This window comes from Pseudomonas sp. NPDC087029, from assembly GCF_044745345.1.
GTDB lineage: Bacteria > Pseudomonadota > Gammaproteobacteria > Pseudomonadales > Pseudomonadaceae > Aquipseudomonas > Aquipseudomonas faucium.
The window spans coordinates 241,936-257,144 of sequence record NZ_JBIVAB010000002.1 but is presented as its reverse complement, the minus strand read 5'-3'; the positions used below and the strand labels follow the sequence as shown (position 1 = coordinate 257,144).

16 protein-coding genes are annotated in these 15,209 nt (G+C 66.3%); 4 read left to right on the top strand and 12 right to left on the bottom strand.

The features are described from left to right. Positions 1–31: 31 nt before the first annotated feature. The 12 genes from phaZ to gshB form a co-directional block, all read right to left on the bottom strand. Positions 32–883: a poly(3-hydroxyalkanoate) depolymerase gene (gene phaZ, locus ACIPG5_RS04590; protein WP_176514066.1), complete on the bottom strand. Its 852-nt coding sequence runs from the start codon at positions 881–883 to the stop codon at positions 32–34. Positions 884–949: 66 nt separating this feature from the next. Then, the gene (gene phaC / locus ACIPG5_RS04585) at positions 950–2,629 is read right to left on the bottom strand and encodes a class II poly(R)-hydroxyalkanoic acid synthase (protein WP_401373557.1); all 1,680 of its coding nucleotides are present in this window, start codon (positions 2,627–2,629) and stop codon (positions 950–952) included. Between the two features lie 352 nt (positions 2,630–2,981). Further along, complete coding sequence (locus tag ACIPG5_RS04580) at positions 2,982–3,359, bottom strand: gamma-butyrobetaine hydroxylase-like domain-containing protein (protein ID WP_012274559.1); 378 nt, start codon at positions 3,357–3,359, stop codon at positions 2,982–2,984. Between the two features lie 145 nt (positions 3,360–3,504). Then, positions 3,505–4,848, bottom strand: a complete 1,344-nt coding sequence (hslU, locus tag ACIPG5_RS04575) for an ATP-dependent protease ATPase subunit HslU (RefSeq protein WP_176514071.1) — start codon at positions 4,846–4,848, stop codon at positions 3,505–3,507. A 73-nt stretch (positions 4,849–4,921) separates the two neighbouring features. Then, a complete protein-coding gene (hslV, locus tag ACIPG5_RS04570; RefSeq protein ID WP_012312406.1) occupies positions 4,922–5,452 on the bottom strand; it encodes an ATP-dependent protease subunit HslV in 531 nt (176 codons plus the stop codon). A 202-nt stretch (positions 5,453–5,654) separates the two neighbouring features. After that, complete coding sequence (locus tag ACIPG5_RS04565; protein WP_401373555.1) at positions 5,655–6,926, bottom strand: dihydroorotase; 1,272 nt, start codon at positions 6,924–6,926, stop codon at positions 5,655–5,657. Then, complete coding sequence (locus ACIPG5_RS04560; protein WP_008099987.1) at positions 6,923–7,927, bottom strand: aspartate carbamoyltransferase catalytic subunit; 1,005 nt, start codon at positions 7,925–7,927, stop codon at positions 6,923–6,925. Before ACIPG5_RS04560 ends, ACIPG5_RS04565 begins: the two co-directional genes overlap by 4 nt. A gap of 13 nt (positions 7,928–7,940) precedes the next feature. After that, positions 7,941–8,459: a bifunctional pyr operon transcriptional regulator/uracil phosphoribosyltransferase PyrR gene (pyrR, locus tag ACIPG5_RS04555; protein ID WP_176514074.1), complete on the bottom strand. Its 519-nt coding sequence runs from the start codon at positions 8,457–8,459 to the stop codon at positions 7,941–7,943. A 49-nt stretch (positions 8,460–8,508) separates the two neighbouring features. Beyond that, positions 8,509–8,934, bottom strand: a complete 426-nt coding sequence (gene ruvX / locus ACIPG5_RS04550) for a Holliday junction resolvase RuvX (protein ID WP_110748630.1) — start codon at positions 8,932–8,934, stop codon at positions 8,509–8,511. Continuing rightward, positions 8,934–9,503, bottom strand: a complete 570-nt coding sequence (locus tag ACIPG5_RS04545) for a YqgE/AlgH family protein (RefSeq protein ID WP_176514076.1) — start codon at positions 9,501–9,503, stop codon at positions 8,934–8,936. Before ACIPG5_RS04545 ends, ruvX begins: the two co-directional genes overlap by 1 nt. Positions 9,504–9,628: 125 nt before the next feature. Next, positions 9,629–10,528: a TonB family protein gene (locus ACIPG5_RS04540; RefSeq protein ID WP_401373552.1), complete on the bottom strand. Its 900-nt coding sequence runs from the start codon at positions 10,526–10,528 to the stop codon at positions 9,629–9,631. Between the two features lie 91 nt (positions 10,529–10,619). Beyond that, positions 10,620–11,573 carry a glutathione synthase gene (gene gshB, locus ACIPG5_RS04535; RefSeq protein WP_401373550.1) on the bottom strand — a complete coding sequence of 318 codons (954 nt, stop codon included), beginning with the start codon at positions 11,571–11,573 and terminating at the stop codon, positions 10,620–10,622. A gap of 197 nt (positions 11,574–11,770) precedes the next feature. On the opposite strand from gshB, the gene ACIPG5_RS04530 reads away from it, so the two are divergent. From ACIPG5_RS04530 to ACIPG5_RS04515, 4 genes are read left to right on the top strand one after another with little or no spacing between them, the layout of a single operon-like run. After that, complete coding sequence (locus tag ACIPG5_RS04530) at positions 11,771–12,172, top strand: PleD family two-component system response regulator (RefSeq protein ID WP_176514083.1); 402 nt, start codon at positions 11,771–11,773, stop codon at positions 12,170–12,172. A gap of 46 nt (positions 12,173–12,218) precedes the next feature. Continuing rightward, on the top strand, positions 12,219–12,584 hold the full coding sequence (gene pilH, locus ACIPG5_RS04525) for a twitching motility response regulator PilH (protein ID WP_176514085.1): 366 nt from the start codon (positions 12,219–12,221) through the stop codon (positions 12,582–12,584). Further along, positions 12,581–13,135, top strand: coding sequence for a chemotaxis protein CheW (locus tag ACIPG5_RS04520; protein ID WP_008094837.1), 555 nt, complete (start codon positions 12,581–12,583; stop codon positions 13,133–13,135). The genes pilH and ACIPG5_RS04520 overlap by 4 nt, the downstream gene beginning before the upstream one ends. Before the next feature lie 47 nt (positions 13,136–13,182). After that, the gene (locus ACIPG5_RS04515; protein WP_401373753.1) at positions 13,183–15,207 is read left to right on the top strand and encodes a methyl-accepting chemotaxis protein; all 2,025 of its coding nucleotides are present in this window, start codon (positions 13,183–13,185) and stop codon (positions 15,205–15,207) included. The last annotated feature ends 2 nt before the right edge of the window (positions 15,208–15,209 follow it).

Sequence of the window (15,209 nt, the reverse complement as noted above, 5' to 3'; positions counted from 1 at the left end):
CTCGTCTTACCGGATTCGCGGGCAGCGACTATCAACCGCCAGAGGCGGGGCGCGGATGCATGACCGCGCGCTGACGTTCTTCCTGGAGAAACTTCATGATGATCGGGGCGACGGCCTCGGCCCGGGTAATCAGGAACAGATGGCCGTCGTCGATAATGTGTAGCTGGGCATTGGGAATTCGCCAGGCCAGCAGGCGCATGTTGATCAGCGGGATCAGCGGGTCATCGTCACCGGCCAGCACCAGCGTCGGCTGCTGGATCTTGTGCAGCCAGTGGATGCTGGTCCAGCCAAGGCCGGCGAACAGCTGCCAGTAGTAGCCAAGCTTGCCGCCGGAGCGCACCTTGGCCGCGTGGTGCATGGCCAGCTCCGGGTCGCGGCGAAAGCCGCCGCCGTAGATCAGCGGGGCGATGCGAATGACATGCGAGGGCTGCACGTAGCGCCTCGGGCTTGCCATCATCCACAGCACCTTGGGCTTGCCCGGCACCATCACCGCGCCGGCCGCCGTGGCCGCCAGCACCAGTTTCTTGCAGCGCTCGGGGTAGTCGTGGGCGAACTGCTGGGCCAGCGCGCCGCCCCAGGAAACGCCAATGACATTGACCTGGCCGTAGTCCAGGTAATCGAGCATGCGCGCGCTGAGCTTGGCCAAACCCGGGAAGCGATAAGGGTGGCGCGGGGTGGAAGAGCCGCCCACCCCCGGTACGTCGAACGCGATCACTTCCAGGTCCGGGTCGAGCGCTTCGATGAACGGGAACACCAGTTCCAGGTTGGCGCCGATGCCATTGAAGATCAGCAGCGGCGTCAGGTGTGGCTTGCCCGGCCGCACCGCGGTGCGGATGGATTGGTCGTCCAGTTCGACGGTCCTGAATATGTAGGGTTGCGACATGCGCGTGGCTCTGTGGTGGCAAAAAAAAGCGCCGTGGCGCGCCATTGGCGGCCACGGCGTTGCAGCTCATCGTTCGTGAACGTAGGTACCCGGTGCGGCTTCGCCTGCGGCGTAGGCGCGGTTGCCCAGGCGGGTGGGCGCCTTCTTCAGGTCGCCGGCGCGCTCGCCCAGCCAGTTCTGCCAGTGCAGCCACCAGGAGTCGGCATGCTTGTCGGCGTTCTCCTGCCAGGCAACCGGGTCACCCGGGCGGTCGGCGCCGGTCATGAAGCGCGCCTTGGGGTTGCCTGGGGGGTTGAGGATGCTCTGGATGTGGCCGCTGTTGGACAGCACGAACTCGATCTTGCCGCCGAACAGGTGCGCCGAGCGGTAGCACGACTGCCAGGGGGTGATGTGGTCGGTGGTGCCGGCCACGCTGAAGATGTCGCACGTGACGTTCTTCAGGTCGATGGCGGTGCCGCACACTTCCAGGGCATTGCTGCGGGTCAGCGGGTTGTTCTTGAACAGCTCGATCAGGTCGCCGTGGAAGGCGGCCGGCAGGCGCGTGGTGTCGTTGTTCCAGAACAGGATGTCGAACACCGGCGGCTCGTTGCCGAGCAGGTAGTTGTTGACCCAGTAGTTCCAGATCAGGTCGTTGGGGCGCATCCAGGCGAACACCCTGGCCATGTCGCTGCCTTCGAGCACGCCGGCCTGGTAGGAGTGGCGCTTGGCCGATTCCAGGGTCTGCTCGTCGACGAACAGCGCCACATCGGTGTCCATGGTGGTGTCGAGCACGCTGACCAGCAGGGTCAGGGCATTGACCTTGTTCTCGCCCAGGGCGGCGTAGTGGCCGACCAGCGCGGTGCAGGTGATGCCGCCGGAGCAGGCGCCGAGGATGTTCAGGTCCTTGCTGCCGGTAATCGCCAGCACCGCGTCGACCGCTTCCTTGAGCGCATCGATGTAGGTCGACAGGCCCCATTCGCGCTGGGCCTTGGTCGGGTTGCGCCAGCTGATGATGAAGGTCTGCTGCTGCGAGCGCAGGCAGAAGCGCGCCAGGCTTTTTTCCGGGCTCAGGTCGAACACGTAGAACTTGTTGATCTGCGGTGGCACCACCAGCAGCGGGCGGGCATGCACCTGTTCGGTGATGGGGCTGTACTGGATCAGCTCCAGCACGTCGTTGCGGTAGACCACGGCGCCTTCGGAGTTGCCGAGGTTCTTGCCCACTTCGAAGGCGTCCATGTTGACCTGGCTGGGCATGCCGCCATTGTTGACCACATCCTTGGCCAGGTTGGCCAGGCCATCGAGCAGGCTCTTGCCGCCGGTCTCGAAGAAGCGCTTGACCGCGGCCGGGTTGGACAGGGTGTTGGTGGGCGCCATGGCCTCGGTCAGCAGGTTGATGACGAACTGGCCGCGGGCGATGTCCTGGGCCGACAGGTCACTGTCGCCGATCCAGTCCTGAAGCTCCTGGCGCCAGGCCAGGTAGGTCTGCAGGTAGCGTCGATAAAGCGGGTTCTTGCTCCAGGCCGGGTCGTTGAAGCGACGGTCGTCGCCCTGCGGGGCCAGGGTGGATTTGCCCAGCAGCACATTCTTCAGCTCAAGGCCGAAGTGGGCCACGTGCTTGGCACTGTGCAGCGGCTGGCGCATGGCCTGGCGCAACACGGTACGCGCTGAGCTCAGCAGGTCCTTGCGGCGGATGCCGATGACCGGGTTCAGCCCCAGGGTGTTGTCCGAGGCCTGCCGCTGCAACTCATCGTTGTTCTTGTTACTCATCTACGACGCTCCGTTGTCCTGAGACGAGTACCGGTTTGCTGTGGCACATGCACAGTCTGCTGCCCGGTACTGCTACTCGGGTGACCAGTGATAAGGAACAGCGGTGCTGCGGGCCGGATGCTTTCGGCGATGAGCTGCGGGGGAATCTGCGTGTGAAGACAGCCTGCTTTCGCTCGCGACCTCTACAAACCGGCCTGGCCCTGCTTGCCTCATTGGCGATGCAGGGAACTTGCCAGCCCCATTGGTTACCCGACTTTCATGTAATGCGCAAGACAGCCCGATTGCGGGCTGTCTGTAGGGCATTCAAGCAGATGAGATTAGAAAATGCGCTCTAAACCCTGGAAGGCTTGCGCTAGAGCATGAGTTTGACCACCGACTCGGCCGGGTCGCGGGATTTGCCGGCCTTGTGCAGTTCGTCGAGGTACTCGGCCCAGAGCTGTTCCTGGCGCAGGCAGAGCTGTTCCAGGTACTCCCAGGTGAACAGGCCGCTGTCATGGCCGTCGTCGAAGGTCAGTTTCAGTGCGTATTGGCCGGCAGGTTCCAGGCCGACCAGGCCGACGTTGATCTTGCCGAACTGCAGGATGGGGTTGCCGTGGCCCTGGACCTCGGCGGACGGGGAGTGCACGCGCAGGAACTCGGCGGGCAATTGGTAGACCTCGCCGGGGGCGTAGGTGAGGCTGAGGGTCTTGGAGGCTTTGTGCAGGTTGATGGCGGTGGGCAGGCGGGCCATGGGCAGAATCTCTGGGGAGCTGATGGTGCAAGCTTCGAGAGATTCTGGGGATAGTGCAAGGGGCTGCTGCGCAGCCCATCGCCGGCAAGCCGGCTCCCACAGTGGCCAGCGCTGCTTGTGGGAGCCGGCTTGCCGGCGATTGGCCTTACAGGATGTAACGCGACAGGTCTTCGTTCTGCGCCAGTTCGCCCAGGTGGCCGTTCACGTAGGCCGCGTCGATCTGGATCGGCGTTTCGTCATGGGCACTGGCCAGGTCGCCAGCACTGAACGACACCTCTTCGAGCAAGCGCTCCAGCAGCGTGTGCAGGCGGCGGGCACCGATGTTCTCGGTCTTCTCGTTGACCTGGTAGGCGATCTCGGCCAGGCGCTTGATGCCGTCGGCCTGGAACTCGATGTTCAGCCCTTCGGTCTTGAGCAGCTCGCGGTACTGCTCGGTCAGCGAGGCGTGCGGCTCCTGCAGGATGCGCTCGAAGTCTTCCGGGGTCAGTGCCTTGAGTTCCACGCGGATCGGCAGGCGGCCCTGCAGCTCGGGCACCAGGTCGCTCGGCTTGCTCAGGTGGAACGCGCCGGAGGCGATGAACAGGATGTGGTCGGTCTTGACCATGCCCAGCTTGGTGTTGACGGTGCAGCCTTCGATCAGCGGCAGCAGGTCGCGCTGCACGCCTTCGCGGGACACGTCGGCGCCGCCAACGTTGCCACGCTTGGCCACCTTGTCGATCTCGTCGATGAACACGATGCCGTGCTGTTCCACCGCTTCCAGGGCCTTGGCCTTGAGCTCTTCCTCATTGACCAGGCGGCTCGCTTCTTCGTCGCGAACCATCTTCAGCGCTTCCTTGACCTTGAGCTTGCGCGCCTTGCGCTTGCCCTTGCCCATGTTGGCGAACAGGTTCTGCAGCTGGTTGGTCATCTCTTCCATGCCAGGCGGCGCGGCAATCTCGACGCCCACGCTGTCGGCGACTTCGATCTCGATTTCCTTGTCGTCCAGCTGGCCTTCGCGCAGGCGCTTGCGGAACAGCTGGCGGGTGTTGGAGTCGCTGCTGGTCTGCGCGGCTTCCTCGCTGAAGCTGGTCACCCGCGCCTGCGGCAGCAGGGCGTCGAGGATGCGGTCTTCGGCCGCGTCTTCGGCACGGTGGCGCACGCGGACGATTTCCTGCTCGCGCAGCATCTTCAGCGCGGCATCGGCCAGGTCACGGATGATCGATTCGACATCGCGGCCGACGTAGCCCACTTCGGTGAACTTGGTCGCTTCGACCTTGAGGAACGGCGCGTTGGCCAGCTTGGCCAGGCGGCGTGCGATTTCGGTCTTGCCGACGCCGGTAGGGCCGATCATCAGGATGTTCTTCGGCGTCACTTCGGCACGCAGCTCGGCAGGCAGCTGCATGCGCCGCCAGCGGTTGCGCAGGGCGATGGCGACGGCGCGCTTGGCGTCGTCCTGGCCGATGATGTGGCGGTTGAGTTCGTGGACGATCTCGCGGGGGGTCATGGACATGATGAAAATGGTCCTCTAGCGGGGCAATCAGTGTGGAAAAGTCCCGCAGCGAGCGGGACGCCAAAACAACTGATCACTCGGCCAGGTCCTGCTCCTCGATGGTCAGGTTGTGGTTGGTGAACACGCAGATGTCGCCGGCGATGTTCAGGGCAGTCTCGGCGATTTCACGCGCCGACAGGTCGGTCTTGTTCAGCAGGGCGCGGGCTGCGGCCTGGGCGTAGGCGCCGCCGGAACCCATGGCGATCAGGCCGTCTTCGGGTTCGACCACGTCACCGTTGCCGGTGATGATCAAGGATGCGTCCTTGTTGGCGACCGCCAGCATGGCCTCCAGGCGGCTGAGGGAGCGGTCGGTACGCCATTCCTTGGCCAGCTCGACGGCGGCGCGCACCAGGTGGCCGGAGTGTTTCTGCAGTTGCGCTTCGAAGCGCTCGAACAGGGTGAAGGCGTCGGCGGTGGCACCGGCAAAACCGGCGATCACTTCGCCGTTGTACAGGCGCCGGACCTTCTTGGCGTTGCCTTTCATGACGGTGTTGCCGAGGGATACCTGGCCGTCGCCACCCATGACGACTTTGCCGTGACGGCGGACAGAAACGATGGTGGTCAAGGGGAGAGTCTCCACGCAGCGGGGCGAAAATGCCTGTTGCAGACTCATATGGGGGTGGGGGGAAGGATTTCAACCGGGGGGGATGAATGGTTGCTACCTGGCAGTGCTGGCCTCATCGCCGGCAAGCCGGCTCCCACAGTGGCTGCAGCGCTGCAAATCCCTGTGGGAGCCGGCTTGCCGGCGATGAGGCCGCAAGGCCTACTCAGCCCTCGTGGCAGACATGCCCATCGACCAAGGTATAACGCACCGCACCCGGCAGGCAGTGGCCGATGAACGGGCAGTTGTCGCCGCGCGAGAACCACTGCTCGCCCGCCACGGTCGAGGCCTTGGCATCGAACAGCACCAGGTCGGCCGCGCCACCCACTTTCAGCTCGCCGGCCGGCAGGCGCAGGGCCGCAGCCGGGCCGCTGGTCAGGCGCGCCAGCAGGGTAGGCAGGTCGAGCAGGCCATCGTCGACCAGGGTCATGGCCAGCGGCAGCAGCAACTCGACGCTGCTGATGCCAGGCTCGGTGGCGCCGAACGGGGCCAGCTTGGCATCGCGCTCGTGGGGCTGGTGGTGGCTGGAAATCGCCTGGATTACCCCCGACTTCACCGCTTCGCGCAGGCCGTCGCGGTCTGCAGCGCTGCGCAGCGGCGGTTGCACGTGGTAGAGGCTGGAGAACTCACGCAACGATTCGTCGGTGAGGATCAGCTGGTACAGCGCCACGTCGGCGGTAACCGGCAGGCCGAGCTGCTGGGCCTGGGCGATCAGCTGCGCGCCGCGGGCGCTGGTGATCTGGCTGAAGTGGGCGCGCACGCCGCTTTGTTCGACCAGCAGCAGGTTGCGCGCCAGGGCCACGGTCTCGGCGCTCTCGGGGATGCCCGGCAGGCCGAGGAAGCTGGCCATGGCGCCTTCGTGGGCCAGGCCGCCCTGGGCCAGGTCGCGGTCCTGGGAGTGGAACACCACGGTCAGGTCGAAGGTGGCGGCGTATTCCAGGGCGCGGGCCAGGGTGCGGTTGTTGGGGATTTCCTTGAGGCCGTTGCCGAAGGCCACGCAACCGGTGTCGCGCAGGGCCACCAGCTCGGCCAGTTGCTCGCCTTCCAGGCCCTTGGTCAGGGCGCCGATCGGGTAGACCTTGCTGTTGCTGGCCTCACGGGCGCGGTCGAGGATCAGTTCGGCCACGGCCGAGGTGTCCAGCACCGGCTTGGTCTGCGGCGGGCAGCACAGGCTGGTGACGCCACCGGCCACGGCGGCGCGGGTTTCGCTGGCGATGTTGCCCTTGCGGCTGTAGCCCGGCTCGCGCAGGGAGACGCCAAGGTCGACCAGGCCCGGCGCGGCGACCAGGCCATTGGCCTGGATCGTGCGGCTGGCGCTGAAGCCTGCCGGGGCGGCGCCGATGGCGGCGATGCGCCCGCCGTCGATGTGCAGGTCGGTGACCTGGTCCAGGCCGGTCTTGGGGTCGATGACCCGGGCGCCAAGAATGCTGAGGGTCACTGGGCGTTCTCCTGGTCGAATTGACGTTGCGCGTTCTGCCCGCTCATGGCCATGGACAGCACCGCCATGCGCACGGCGATGCCGTAGGTGACCTGGTTGAGGATCACCGAGTGTTTGCCGTCGGCCACCGCCGACTCGATTTCCACGCCGCGGTTGATCGGCCCCGGGTGCATGACGATGGCATCGGGCTTGGCCCCGGCCAGGCGTGCGGTGGTCAGGCCGAACAGGCGGTAGAACTCGCCTTCGCTGGGCAGCAGGCCGCCGGCCATGCGTTCACGCTGCAGGCGCAGCATGATCACCACGTCGACGTCCTTCAGGCCTTCGGCCAGGTCGGTGTAGACCTTCACGCCGTATTGCTCGATGCCGATCGGGATCAGGGTCTTGGGGCCGATCACGCGGATGTCCGGGCAGCCCAGGGCCTTGAGCGCGAGCATGTCGGAGCGGGCCACGCGCGAGTGCAGGATGTCGCCGACGATCGCCACCGAGAGGTTCTCGAAGCTGCCTTTATGGCGGCGGATGGTGAGCATGTCGAGCATGCCCTGGGTCGGGTGCGCATGGCGGCCGTCACCGCCGTTGATCACCGCAACGTCCGGGCACACGTGCTCGGCGATGAAGTGCGCGGCGCCCGAGTCGGAGTGGCGCACGACGAACATGTCGGCGGCCATGGCTTCGAGGTTGCGCAGGGTGTCGAACAGGGTCTCGCCCTTGCTGGTCGAGGAGGTCGACACGTTCAGGCTGATCACGTCGGCCGACAGGCGCTGGGCGGCCAGTTCGAAGGTGGTGCGGGTACGGGTGGAGTTCTCGAAGAACACGTTGCACACGGTCTTGCCGCGCAGCAACGGGACTTTCTTCACGGCCCGGGCGCCGACTTCGAGGAACGAGTCGGCGGTGTCGAGGATCTCGGTGAGCAGTTCGCGGGGCAAACCGTCGAGCGAGAGGAAGTGGCGCAGCTGGCCCTGGTCATTGAGCTGCAGCGGGCGCTTGGCGTCGATTGGCGTCATCGCGAGGGGACTCTTAAAGGGCGGAAGCGGTGGCGAGGTCCTGGCGCTCGAGGACGAGCGGTGCGGGTCCGGTCAATTTTACCCGTTCATGGGCGGCCAGCGACAGCGTGGCGCCAAGCACGTTGGGGCGGATCGGCAGTTCGCCGGCATCCAGGTCGAGCAGGCAGACCAGCGTCACGCTGGCCGGGCGCCCGTAGTCGAACAACTCGTTCAACGCCGCGCGGATGGTGCGGCCGCTCATCAGCACGTCATCGATCAGCACCAGGTGCTGGCCTTCGACTTCGAACGGCAGCTCCGATGGGCGCACCTGCGGGTGCAGGCCGTTCTGGCTGAAGTCGTCGCGGTAGAAGGACACGTCCAGGGTGCCCAGCGGGCTGCTGTCGGCCATTTCTGCCTGCAGGGCCTGGGCTACCCAGACGCCGCCGGTGCGGATGCCGATGAAGCGTGGCTCGGTGATGCCACGGCGGGCCAGATGGGCGCGAAGGTCGACAGCCATCTGCCGGATCAGGTCGGCGGGATTGGGTAGGCTCATTGCGTGTCTCCTGGAGGGCGCCGGGCTGGCCCGACGCTGAGGCGGGAATTCAGGTGTTGGCCTCCAGCCAGCCTTGCAGCAGCAGGGCGGCGGCGATGGCATCGACCGGGTTGTCGCGGTAGCTGCCGCGCTGGCCGCCACGGGCCAGGCGTTCGCCCTTGGCCTCGAAGGTGGTCAGGCGCTCGTCGTGAGTGTGCACGGGCAGGTTGAAGCGGCCATTGAGGCGGCGGGCGAACTTCTCGGCGCGGGCGCTCATTTCGCTGGGCGTGCCGTCCATGTTCAGCGGCAGGCCGACGACGATGGCGTCGGGCTTCCACTCATTGATCAGTTTTTCCACCTGGGCCCAGTCCGGCACGCCGTTCTGTGCCTTCAAGGTGCACAGCTCGCGGGCCTGGCCGGTGATCACCTGGCCGACGGCCACACCGATCTGTTTGCTGCCGTAGTCGAAGCCCAGCAGCAGGCGCAGCTCGGCCATCAGGCGTGGCCCGCCTGGCTGGTCAGCAGGCTCAGGTTGATGCCCAGGCTGGCGGCCGCGGCCTCCAGGCGCTGGTCGCTGGCCAGGCCGAAGATGATCTCGGGGTCGAACGGGCAGTTGAGCCAGGCGTTGTCGGCCAGCTCCGCTTCCAGCTGGCCGGCTTCCCAGCCGGCGTAGCCGAGGGTGATCAGGCTTTTCTGCGGGCCCACGCCGCCGGCGATGGCGAACAGCACGTCCTGGGAGGTGGACAGCGACAGGCCCTGCAGCTCGACGGTGGCCTGGTAGCTGCATTCGCTGGTGTGCAGCACGAAGCCGCGGTCGGTCTGCACCGGGCCGCCCTGGTAGATCGGCACCTGCAAGGTGCTGGCGGGAGGTTCCTCGTCCGGGCGCAACTGCTCGAGAATGTCGGCCAGGTTCAGCTCCTGGGGCCGATTGACCACCAGGCCCATGGCGCCATTGGCGTTGTGCTCGACGATGTACGTGAGGGTCTGGGCGAAGTTCGGATCGGCCATGTGCGGCATGGCGATCAGGAACTGATGCTTGAGATAGCTCGGGGCGAGGGTTTTCATGGGGGATAGTGTGGCGCCAGGTGGCGAGGCTGACAAGGTGCTGTGCGGGCAGTTTGGGGGCCGCTTCGCAGCCCATCGCCGGCAAGCCGGCTCCCACCGGGACGGCGCGGCTGCAAGGCAGCCCCTCAGTTGCTCGACAGGCGATCCCCACGGGCAAAGCGCCAGGTGCGGATGATCTCCAGCCGGTCGAATTCCGCCAGGTCCCCGGTAAACGGCGCGAACGGCGCCGCCAGGCGCACGATGCGCTGCGCCGCCTGGTCCAGCACCGGCTGCCCGGACGACTCCAGCACCAGCACCTCATACAGCGAGCCATCGCGGTTGATCGACACCATCATGCGCAAGTTGCCGTAGATCTGCTGGCGGCGGGCTTCATCCGGGTAGTTGAGGTTGCCTACCCGCTCGACCTTCTTGCGCCACTCTTCCTTGTACCAGGCACCCTTGTCGCGCATGGTCGAGGCGGCATTGAGGCGGTGGATGCGCGGGCGCTTGGCGTACAGCTGCTGTTCGTTGGACAGCTCGGCCTCAAGGCTGGCGATCTGGCTCGACAGCTGCGAGCTGTCGAAATCCGGCGTGGCCGCCGCAGGCTTGGGCTGCGGCTTGCTTTCCTTGGGCTTGGGCTCGACCTTCTGCGGCTTGGGCGCCTTGGTGGCGACGGCGGATTTCTCCGGCGTGGGCGGCACTTCGGGCTTGGCCGCAGGCGGCGGGGTGACCTTGTTGATCTTGCTGTCCTGGAACGGCGCGAGCTCGGTGGTCTTGGGCACCGCCTTCTTCTCCAGGGTGCCGCTGCCCTGCTGGTTGTCCTGGGCCTGGAAATCGGCCTTCTCGGGCGCTTTCTCGCTCTTGAAGGTGGCCAGGGTGATGTCCATGGTCTGGCGGATTTCTGCCGGCTTGACCACGGTAAAACCGACGCCGAGGATCAGCGCCAGGTGCACCAGGGCAGCCAGGAACAGGGTAAAGCCAAGCCGGTCCACCGGGCGAACGCGGGGTGGCAGCAGGTCGGCGGGGATGTCGGCGGGCAGCGTCATCAGGTATCCAGCAACCGCGAGGCGGGGCAGCAGCTCAGTCGAATAGGACCGGCATCATACCGCACTGCGCGTCATTGCTCTGTGTCGGCGGTCAGCGCGCCTTCAGCTGGCGATCAATGGCATCCATCAGCTTGCCACCGATATCGGTGTTGTAGGCGGCGTCGATCTCGCGGATGCAGGTCGGGCTGGTGACGTTGATTTCCGTGAGGTAGTCGCCGATCACGTCCAGGCCGACGAACAGCAGGCCCTTTTCGCGCAGGGTCGGGCCGACCTGGGCGGCGATCCAGCGGTCGCGCTCGCTCAGCGGGCGCGCTTCGCCACGCCCACCGGCAGCCAGGTTGCCGCGGGTCTCGCCGCTGGCCGGGATGCGCGCCAGGCAATAGTCCACCGGCTCGCCGTCGATCATCAGGATGCGCTTGTCGCCGTCCTTGATCGCCGGCAGGTAGGCCTGCGCCATGATCTGCTGGGCGCCCAGCGCGGTCAGGGTTTCCAGGATCACCGAGAGGTTGGGGTCGCCTGCCCGGTGGCGGAAGATCGAGGTGCCGCCCATGCCGTCCAGCGGCTTGAGGATCACGTCACCGTGCTCGGCGGCGAACTGGCGGAGGATGTCCGGGCGGCGGCTGACCAGGGTCGGCGGCGTGCACTGCGGGAACAGCGTGGCGAACAGTTTTTCGTTGCAGTCGCGCAGGCTCTGCGGGCGGTTGACCACCAGCACGCCTTCGGCCTCGGCCTGCTCCAGCAGGTAGGTGCTGTAGACGAACTCCATGTCGAACGGCGGGTCCTTGCGCATCAGGACCACGTCCAGCTCGGCCAGCGGGGTGTCCTGCTCCTCGCCCAGCTCGAACCAGCGCGCCGGGTCGGCGAACACGTTGAGCGGGCGCATGCGCGCGCGGGCCTTGCCTTGAGCCTGGTACAGGTCGCGCTGCTCCATGTAGAACAGGCTCCAGCCGCGGGCCTGGGCGGCCAGCAGCATGGCCAGCGAGCTGTCCTTCTTGTAGGAGATGGACGCGATGGGGTCCATGACAATGCCGAGGCGAACGCTCATGGGGGTGGTTCCTCTTGGCGGCCGGTAGCCGCGACGAATCGAAAGAAAAGTGGCTCAGGGTGGCGCTGCGAACGCCGCCGGTCAAGGGGGCGGCAGATGGAACGGGCTCCGGGAGTGTGCTAAAAATGCCTTCAGCTTCAAGCTGCACGCCATCCGCGGCCTGCAGCCCTCACTGTGCAGCGATGGTAGCGCAACTTATGGAACAGCCCCTGAAGGTGATGGTGATCGACGATTCACGCACGATCCGCCGCACCGCGCAGATGTTGCTCGGCGAAGCGGGCTGCGAAGTGATCACCGCCAGCGACGGCTTCGATGCCCTGGCCAAGATCGTCGACCACCAGCCGCAGATCATTTTCGTCGACGTGCTGATGCCGCGCCTGGACGGCTACCAGACCTGCGCCGTGATCAAGCACAACAGCGCCTACAAGGACATCCCGGTGATCCTCCTGTCGTCCCGCGACGGCCTGTTCGACAAGGCCCGCGGCCGGGTGGTCGGCTCCGACCAGTTCCTCACCAAACCCTTTGGCAAGGAAGAACTGCTCGATGCGATCCGGGCCCACGTGCCCGGTTTCGTCGCGCAGCAACAACACGCACCCTGACCGCGCCCGAGGTGGCGCGGCTTCTATTTCCTGATGGGGAAACAGCATGGCCCGAGTTCTGATTGTCGACGACTCGCCGACAGAGATGTACAAACTGACCGCCTGGCTGGAAAAACACGGCCACCAGGTGCTCAAGGCCAGCAACGGTGCCGACGCCGTGGCCCTGGCCCGCCAGGAAAAGCCTGACGCGGTGCTGATGGACATCGTCATGCCCGGCATGAATGGCTTCCAGGCCACCCGCCAGCTCAGCAAGGACCCGGAAACCAGCGCGATTCCGGTGCTGATCGTGACCACCAAGGACCAGGAAACCGACCGCATCTGGGCACAGCGCCAGGGCGCGCGCGGTTTCGTCACCAAGCCGGTGGAAGAAGACGCCCTGATCGCCAAGCTCGACGAAGTGCTGGGCGCTTGACCACCCGCCCCCAGGGCGCGTCGCTGACCGCCTTCGAGCTGTTGCTGGACATCGACCGGCGCTGCCGCCTGCTGGTGGCCGACCAGCCCCCGCAGGACACCCGCCTGCAGCAATGGAGCGGCATCGGCTTTCGTATTGCCGGGCAGTGGTTCGTGGCGCCCATGGGCGAGGTCGCCGAGGTCTTGCGCGAGCCGCGCAGCAGCCGGGTGCCGGGCGTGCAGCCGTGGGTTTGCGGCGTTGCCAACCTGCGTGGCCGGCTGCTGCCGGTGATGGACCTGAGCAGCTTCTTCGGCCTCGGCCCGGCAGCCCCGGGCAAGCAGCGCCGGGTGCTGGTGCTGGACCACGAAGACCTGTTCGTCGGCCTGTTGGTCGACGAAGTGCTGGGCCTGCAGCATTTCGCCCTGAGCAGCCTGGAGCTGTCGCCGCCGCAGCCGTTGCTGCGCGCCGCTGCCCGTTTCGTCCAGGGGCATTTCCCGCGTGAACGCAACTGGGCGATCTTCAGCCCCTTCGCCCTGGCCCAGGCGCCGGGCTTTCTCGATGTGGCGTTATAGGACTTTCGAACGTGAACAAGCCGGCCACCAGTGTCGCCCCCAACAGCATGACCCCGCGCACGCGCAGCATCGTGCAGATCACCGTGCTGTTCGTGGTGCTGATCCTGTCGATCATCCTGCTGTTCGCCAATTTCGCCTACCTCAACACCCAGTCCAACCACGACAAGCAGTACATCGGCCATGCCGGCGAGCTGCGCGTGCTGTCCCAGCGCATCGCCAAGAACGCCACCGAGGCGGCGGCGGGCAAGGCCCTGGCGTTCAAACTGCTGTCGGATGCGCGCAACGATTTCGAGCGGCGCTGGGGCTACCTGCGCGAGGGTGACAAGTCCACCGGCCTGCCCGCCGCGCCGGTCACCGTGCGCGATGAAATGGAAGCCGTGCGCCAGGACTGGGAAAACCTGCGCAAGAACACCGACACCATCCTGGCCAGCGAACAGACCGTGCTGTCGTTGCACCAGGTGGCGGCGACCCTTGCCGAAACCGTCCCGCAGCTGCAGGTGGAATACGAAAAAGTCGTCGAGATCCTGCTGCAGAGCGGCGCCCCGGCCAACCAGGTGGTGGTGGCCCAGCGCCAGTTGCTGCTCGCCGAACGCATCCTCGGCTCGGTCAACACCGTGCTGGCCGGCGACGACTCCGCCGCCCAGGCCGCCGACGCCTTCGGCCGCGACGCCAGCCGCTTTGGCCAGGTGCTCGAAGGCATGCTCGCCGGCAATGCGGCGATCCAGGTCACCCGCGTGGAGGACGCCGATGCCCGCGCACGGCTGGCGGAAATCGCCGAGCTGTTCCAGTTCGTCGCCGGCTCAGTGGATGAAATCCTCGAAACCTCGCCCGAGCTGTTCCGCGTGCGTGAGGCGGCGGGCAATATCTTCAGCCTGTCGCAGACCCTGCTCGAAGAAGCCTCGCACCTGGCCAACGGCTTCGAGAACCTGGCCGCAGGCCGCACCCTGGATACCGTGGGCGGCTACGTGCTCGGCCTGCTGGCGCTGGCCTCGATCATCCTGATCGGCCTGGTGATGGTGCGCACCACCAACCGCCAGTTGCGCGAAACTGCCGAAAAGAACGAGCGCAACCAGCAGGCGATCATGCGCCTGCTCGATGAAATAGAAGAACTGGCCGACGGCGACCTGACCGTCACCGTGTCGGTCACCGAGGACTTCACCGGCGCCATCGCCGACTCGATCAACTATTCGGTCGACCAATTGCGCGACCTGGTGGCGACCATCAACCACAGCGCCGAGCAGGTGGCGGCGGCCGTGCAGGACACGCAGAACACCGCCCGCCAGCTGGCCAAGGCCTCCGAGCACCAGGCCGAGCAGATCAGCGAGGCGTCGGAAGCGGTGGGCGACATGGTCGAGTCGATCGACCGGGTGTCGGCCCACGCTTACGAGTCGGCCAAGGTGGCCGAGCGCTCGGTGGCCATCGCCAACAAGGGCAACGAGGTGGTGCACAACACCATCAATGGCATGGACAACATTCGCGAGCAGATCCAGGACACCGCCAAGCGGATCAAGCGCCTGGGCGAATCGTCCCAGGAGATCGGCGACATCGTGAGCCTGATCGACGACATTGCCGACCAGACCAACATCCTCGCGCTCAACGCGGCGATCCAGGCGTCGCTGGCGGGCGAGGCCGGGCGCGGCTTTGCCGTGGTCGCCGACGAAGTGCAGCGGCTGGCCGAGCGTTCCTCCTCGGCCACGCGGCAGATCGAGGCCCTGGTGCGCACCATTCAGGCCGACACCAACGAGGCGGTGATTTCCATGGAGCAGACCACCGCCGAGGTGGTGCGCGGAGCACGCCTGGCCCAGGACGCCGGCGTGGCGCTGGCCGAGATCGAAGGCGTATCGCAGAACCTCGCCGAACTTATCCACAGCATCTCCGACGCGGCGCAGTTGCAGACCTCCTCGGCAGGGCAGATTTCCCACACCATGGCGGTGATCCAGCAAATTACCGCGCAGACCTCCGCCGGCTCCGGCGCCACCGCCGACAGCATCCGCCACCTGGCGCGCATGGCCAGCGAGATGCGCCGTTCGGTGTCCGGCTTCACTTTGCCGGCACCGGCCGAGCGGCGTTGATG

What these genes read in the sequence shown, in the direction of transcription:
- phaZ (WP_176514066.1), bottom strand. Translation starts at nt 883, where the DNA reads ATGTCGCAACCCTACATATTCAGGACCGTCGAACTGGACGACCAATCC.
- phaC (WP_401373557.1), bottom strand. Translation starts at nt 2,629, where the DNA reads ATGAGTAACAAGAACAACGATGAGTTGCAGCGGCAGGCCTCGGACAAC.
- ACIPG5_RS04580 (WP_012274559.1), bottom strand. Translation starts at nt 3,359, where the DNA reads ATGGCCCGCCTGCCCACCGCCATCAACCTGCACAAAGCCTCCAAGACC.
- hslU (WP_176514071.1), bottom strand. Translation starts at nt 4,848, where the DNA reads ATGTCCATGACCCCCCGCGAGATCGTCCACGAACTCAACCGCCACATC.
- ACIPG5_RS04560 (WP_008099987.1), bottom strand. Translation starts at nt 7,927, where the DNA reads ATGACGCCAATCGACGCCAAGCGCCCGCTGCAGCTCAATGACCAGGGC.
- pyrR (WP_176514074.1), bottom strand. Translation starts at nt 8,459, where the DNA reads ATGAGCCTACCCAATCCCGCCGACCTGATCCGGCAGATGGCTGTCGAC.
- ruvX (WP_110748630.1), bottom strand. Translation starts at nt 8,934, where the DNA reads ATGGCCGAGCTGCGCCTGCTGCTGGGCTTCGACTACGGCAGCAAACAG.
- ACIPG5_RS04545 (WP_176514076.1), bottom strand. Translation starts at nt 9,503, where the DNA reads ATGAAAACCCTCGCCCCGAGCTATCTCAAGCATCAGTTCCTGATCGCC.
- ACIPG5_RS04540 (WP_401373552.1), bottom strand. Translation starts at nt 10,528, where the DNA reads ATGACGCTGCCCGCCGACATCCCCGCCGACCTGCTGCCACCCCGCGTT.
- gshB (WP_401373550.1), bottom strand. Translation starts at nt 11,573, where the DNA reads ATGAGCGTTCGCCTCGGCATTGTCATGGACCCCATCGCGTCCATCTCC.
- ACIPG5_RS04530 (WP_176514083.1), top strand. Translation starts at nt 11,771, where the DNA reads ATGGAACAGCCCCTGAAGGTGATGGTGATCGACGATTCACGCACGATC.
- pilH (WP_176514085.1), top strand. Translation starts at nt 12,219, where the DNA reads ATGGCCCGAGTTCTGATTGTCGACGACTCGCCGACAGAGATGTACAAA.
- ACIPG5_RS04515 (WP_401373753.1), top strand. Translation starts at nt 13,183, where the DNA reads ATGACCCCGCGCACGCGCAGCATCGTGCAGATCACCGTGCTGTTCGTG.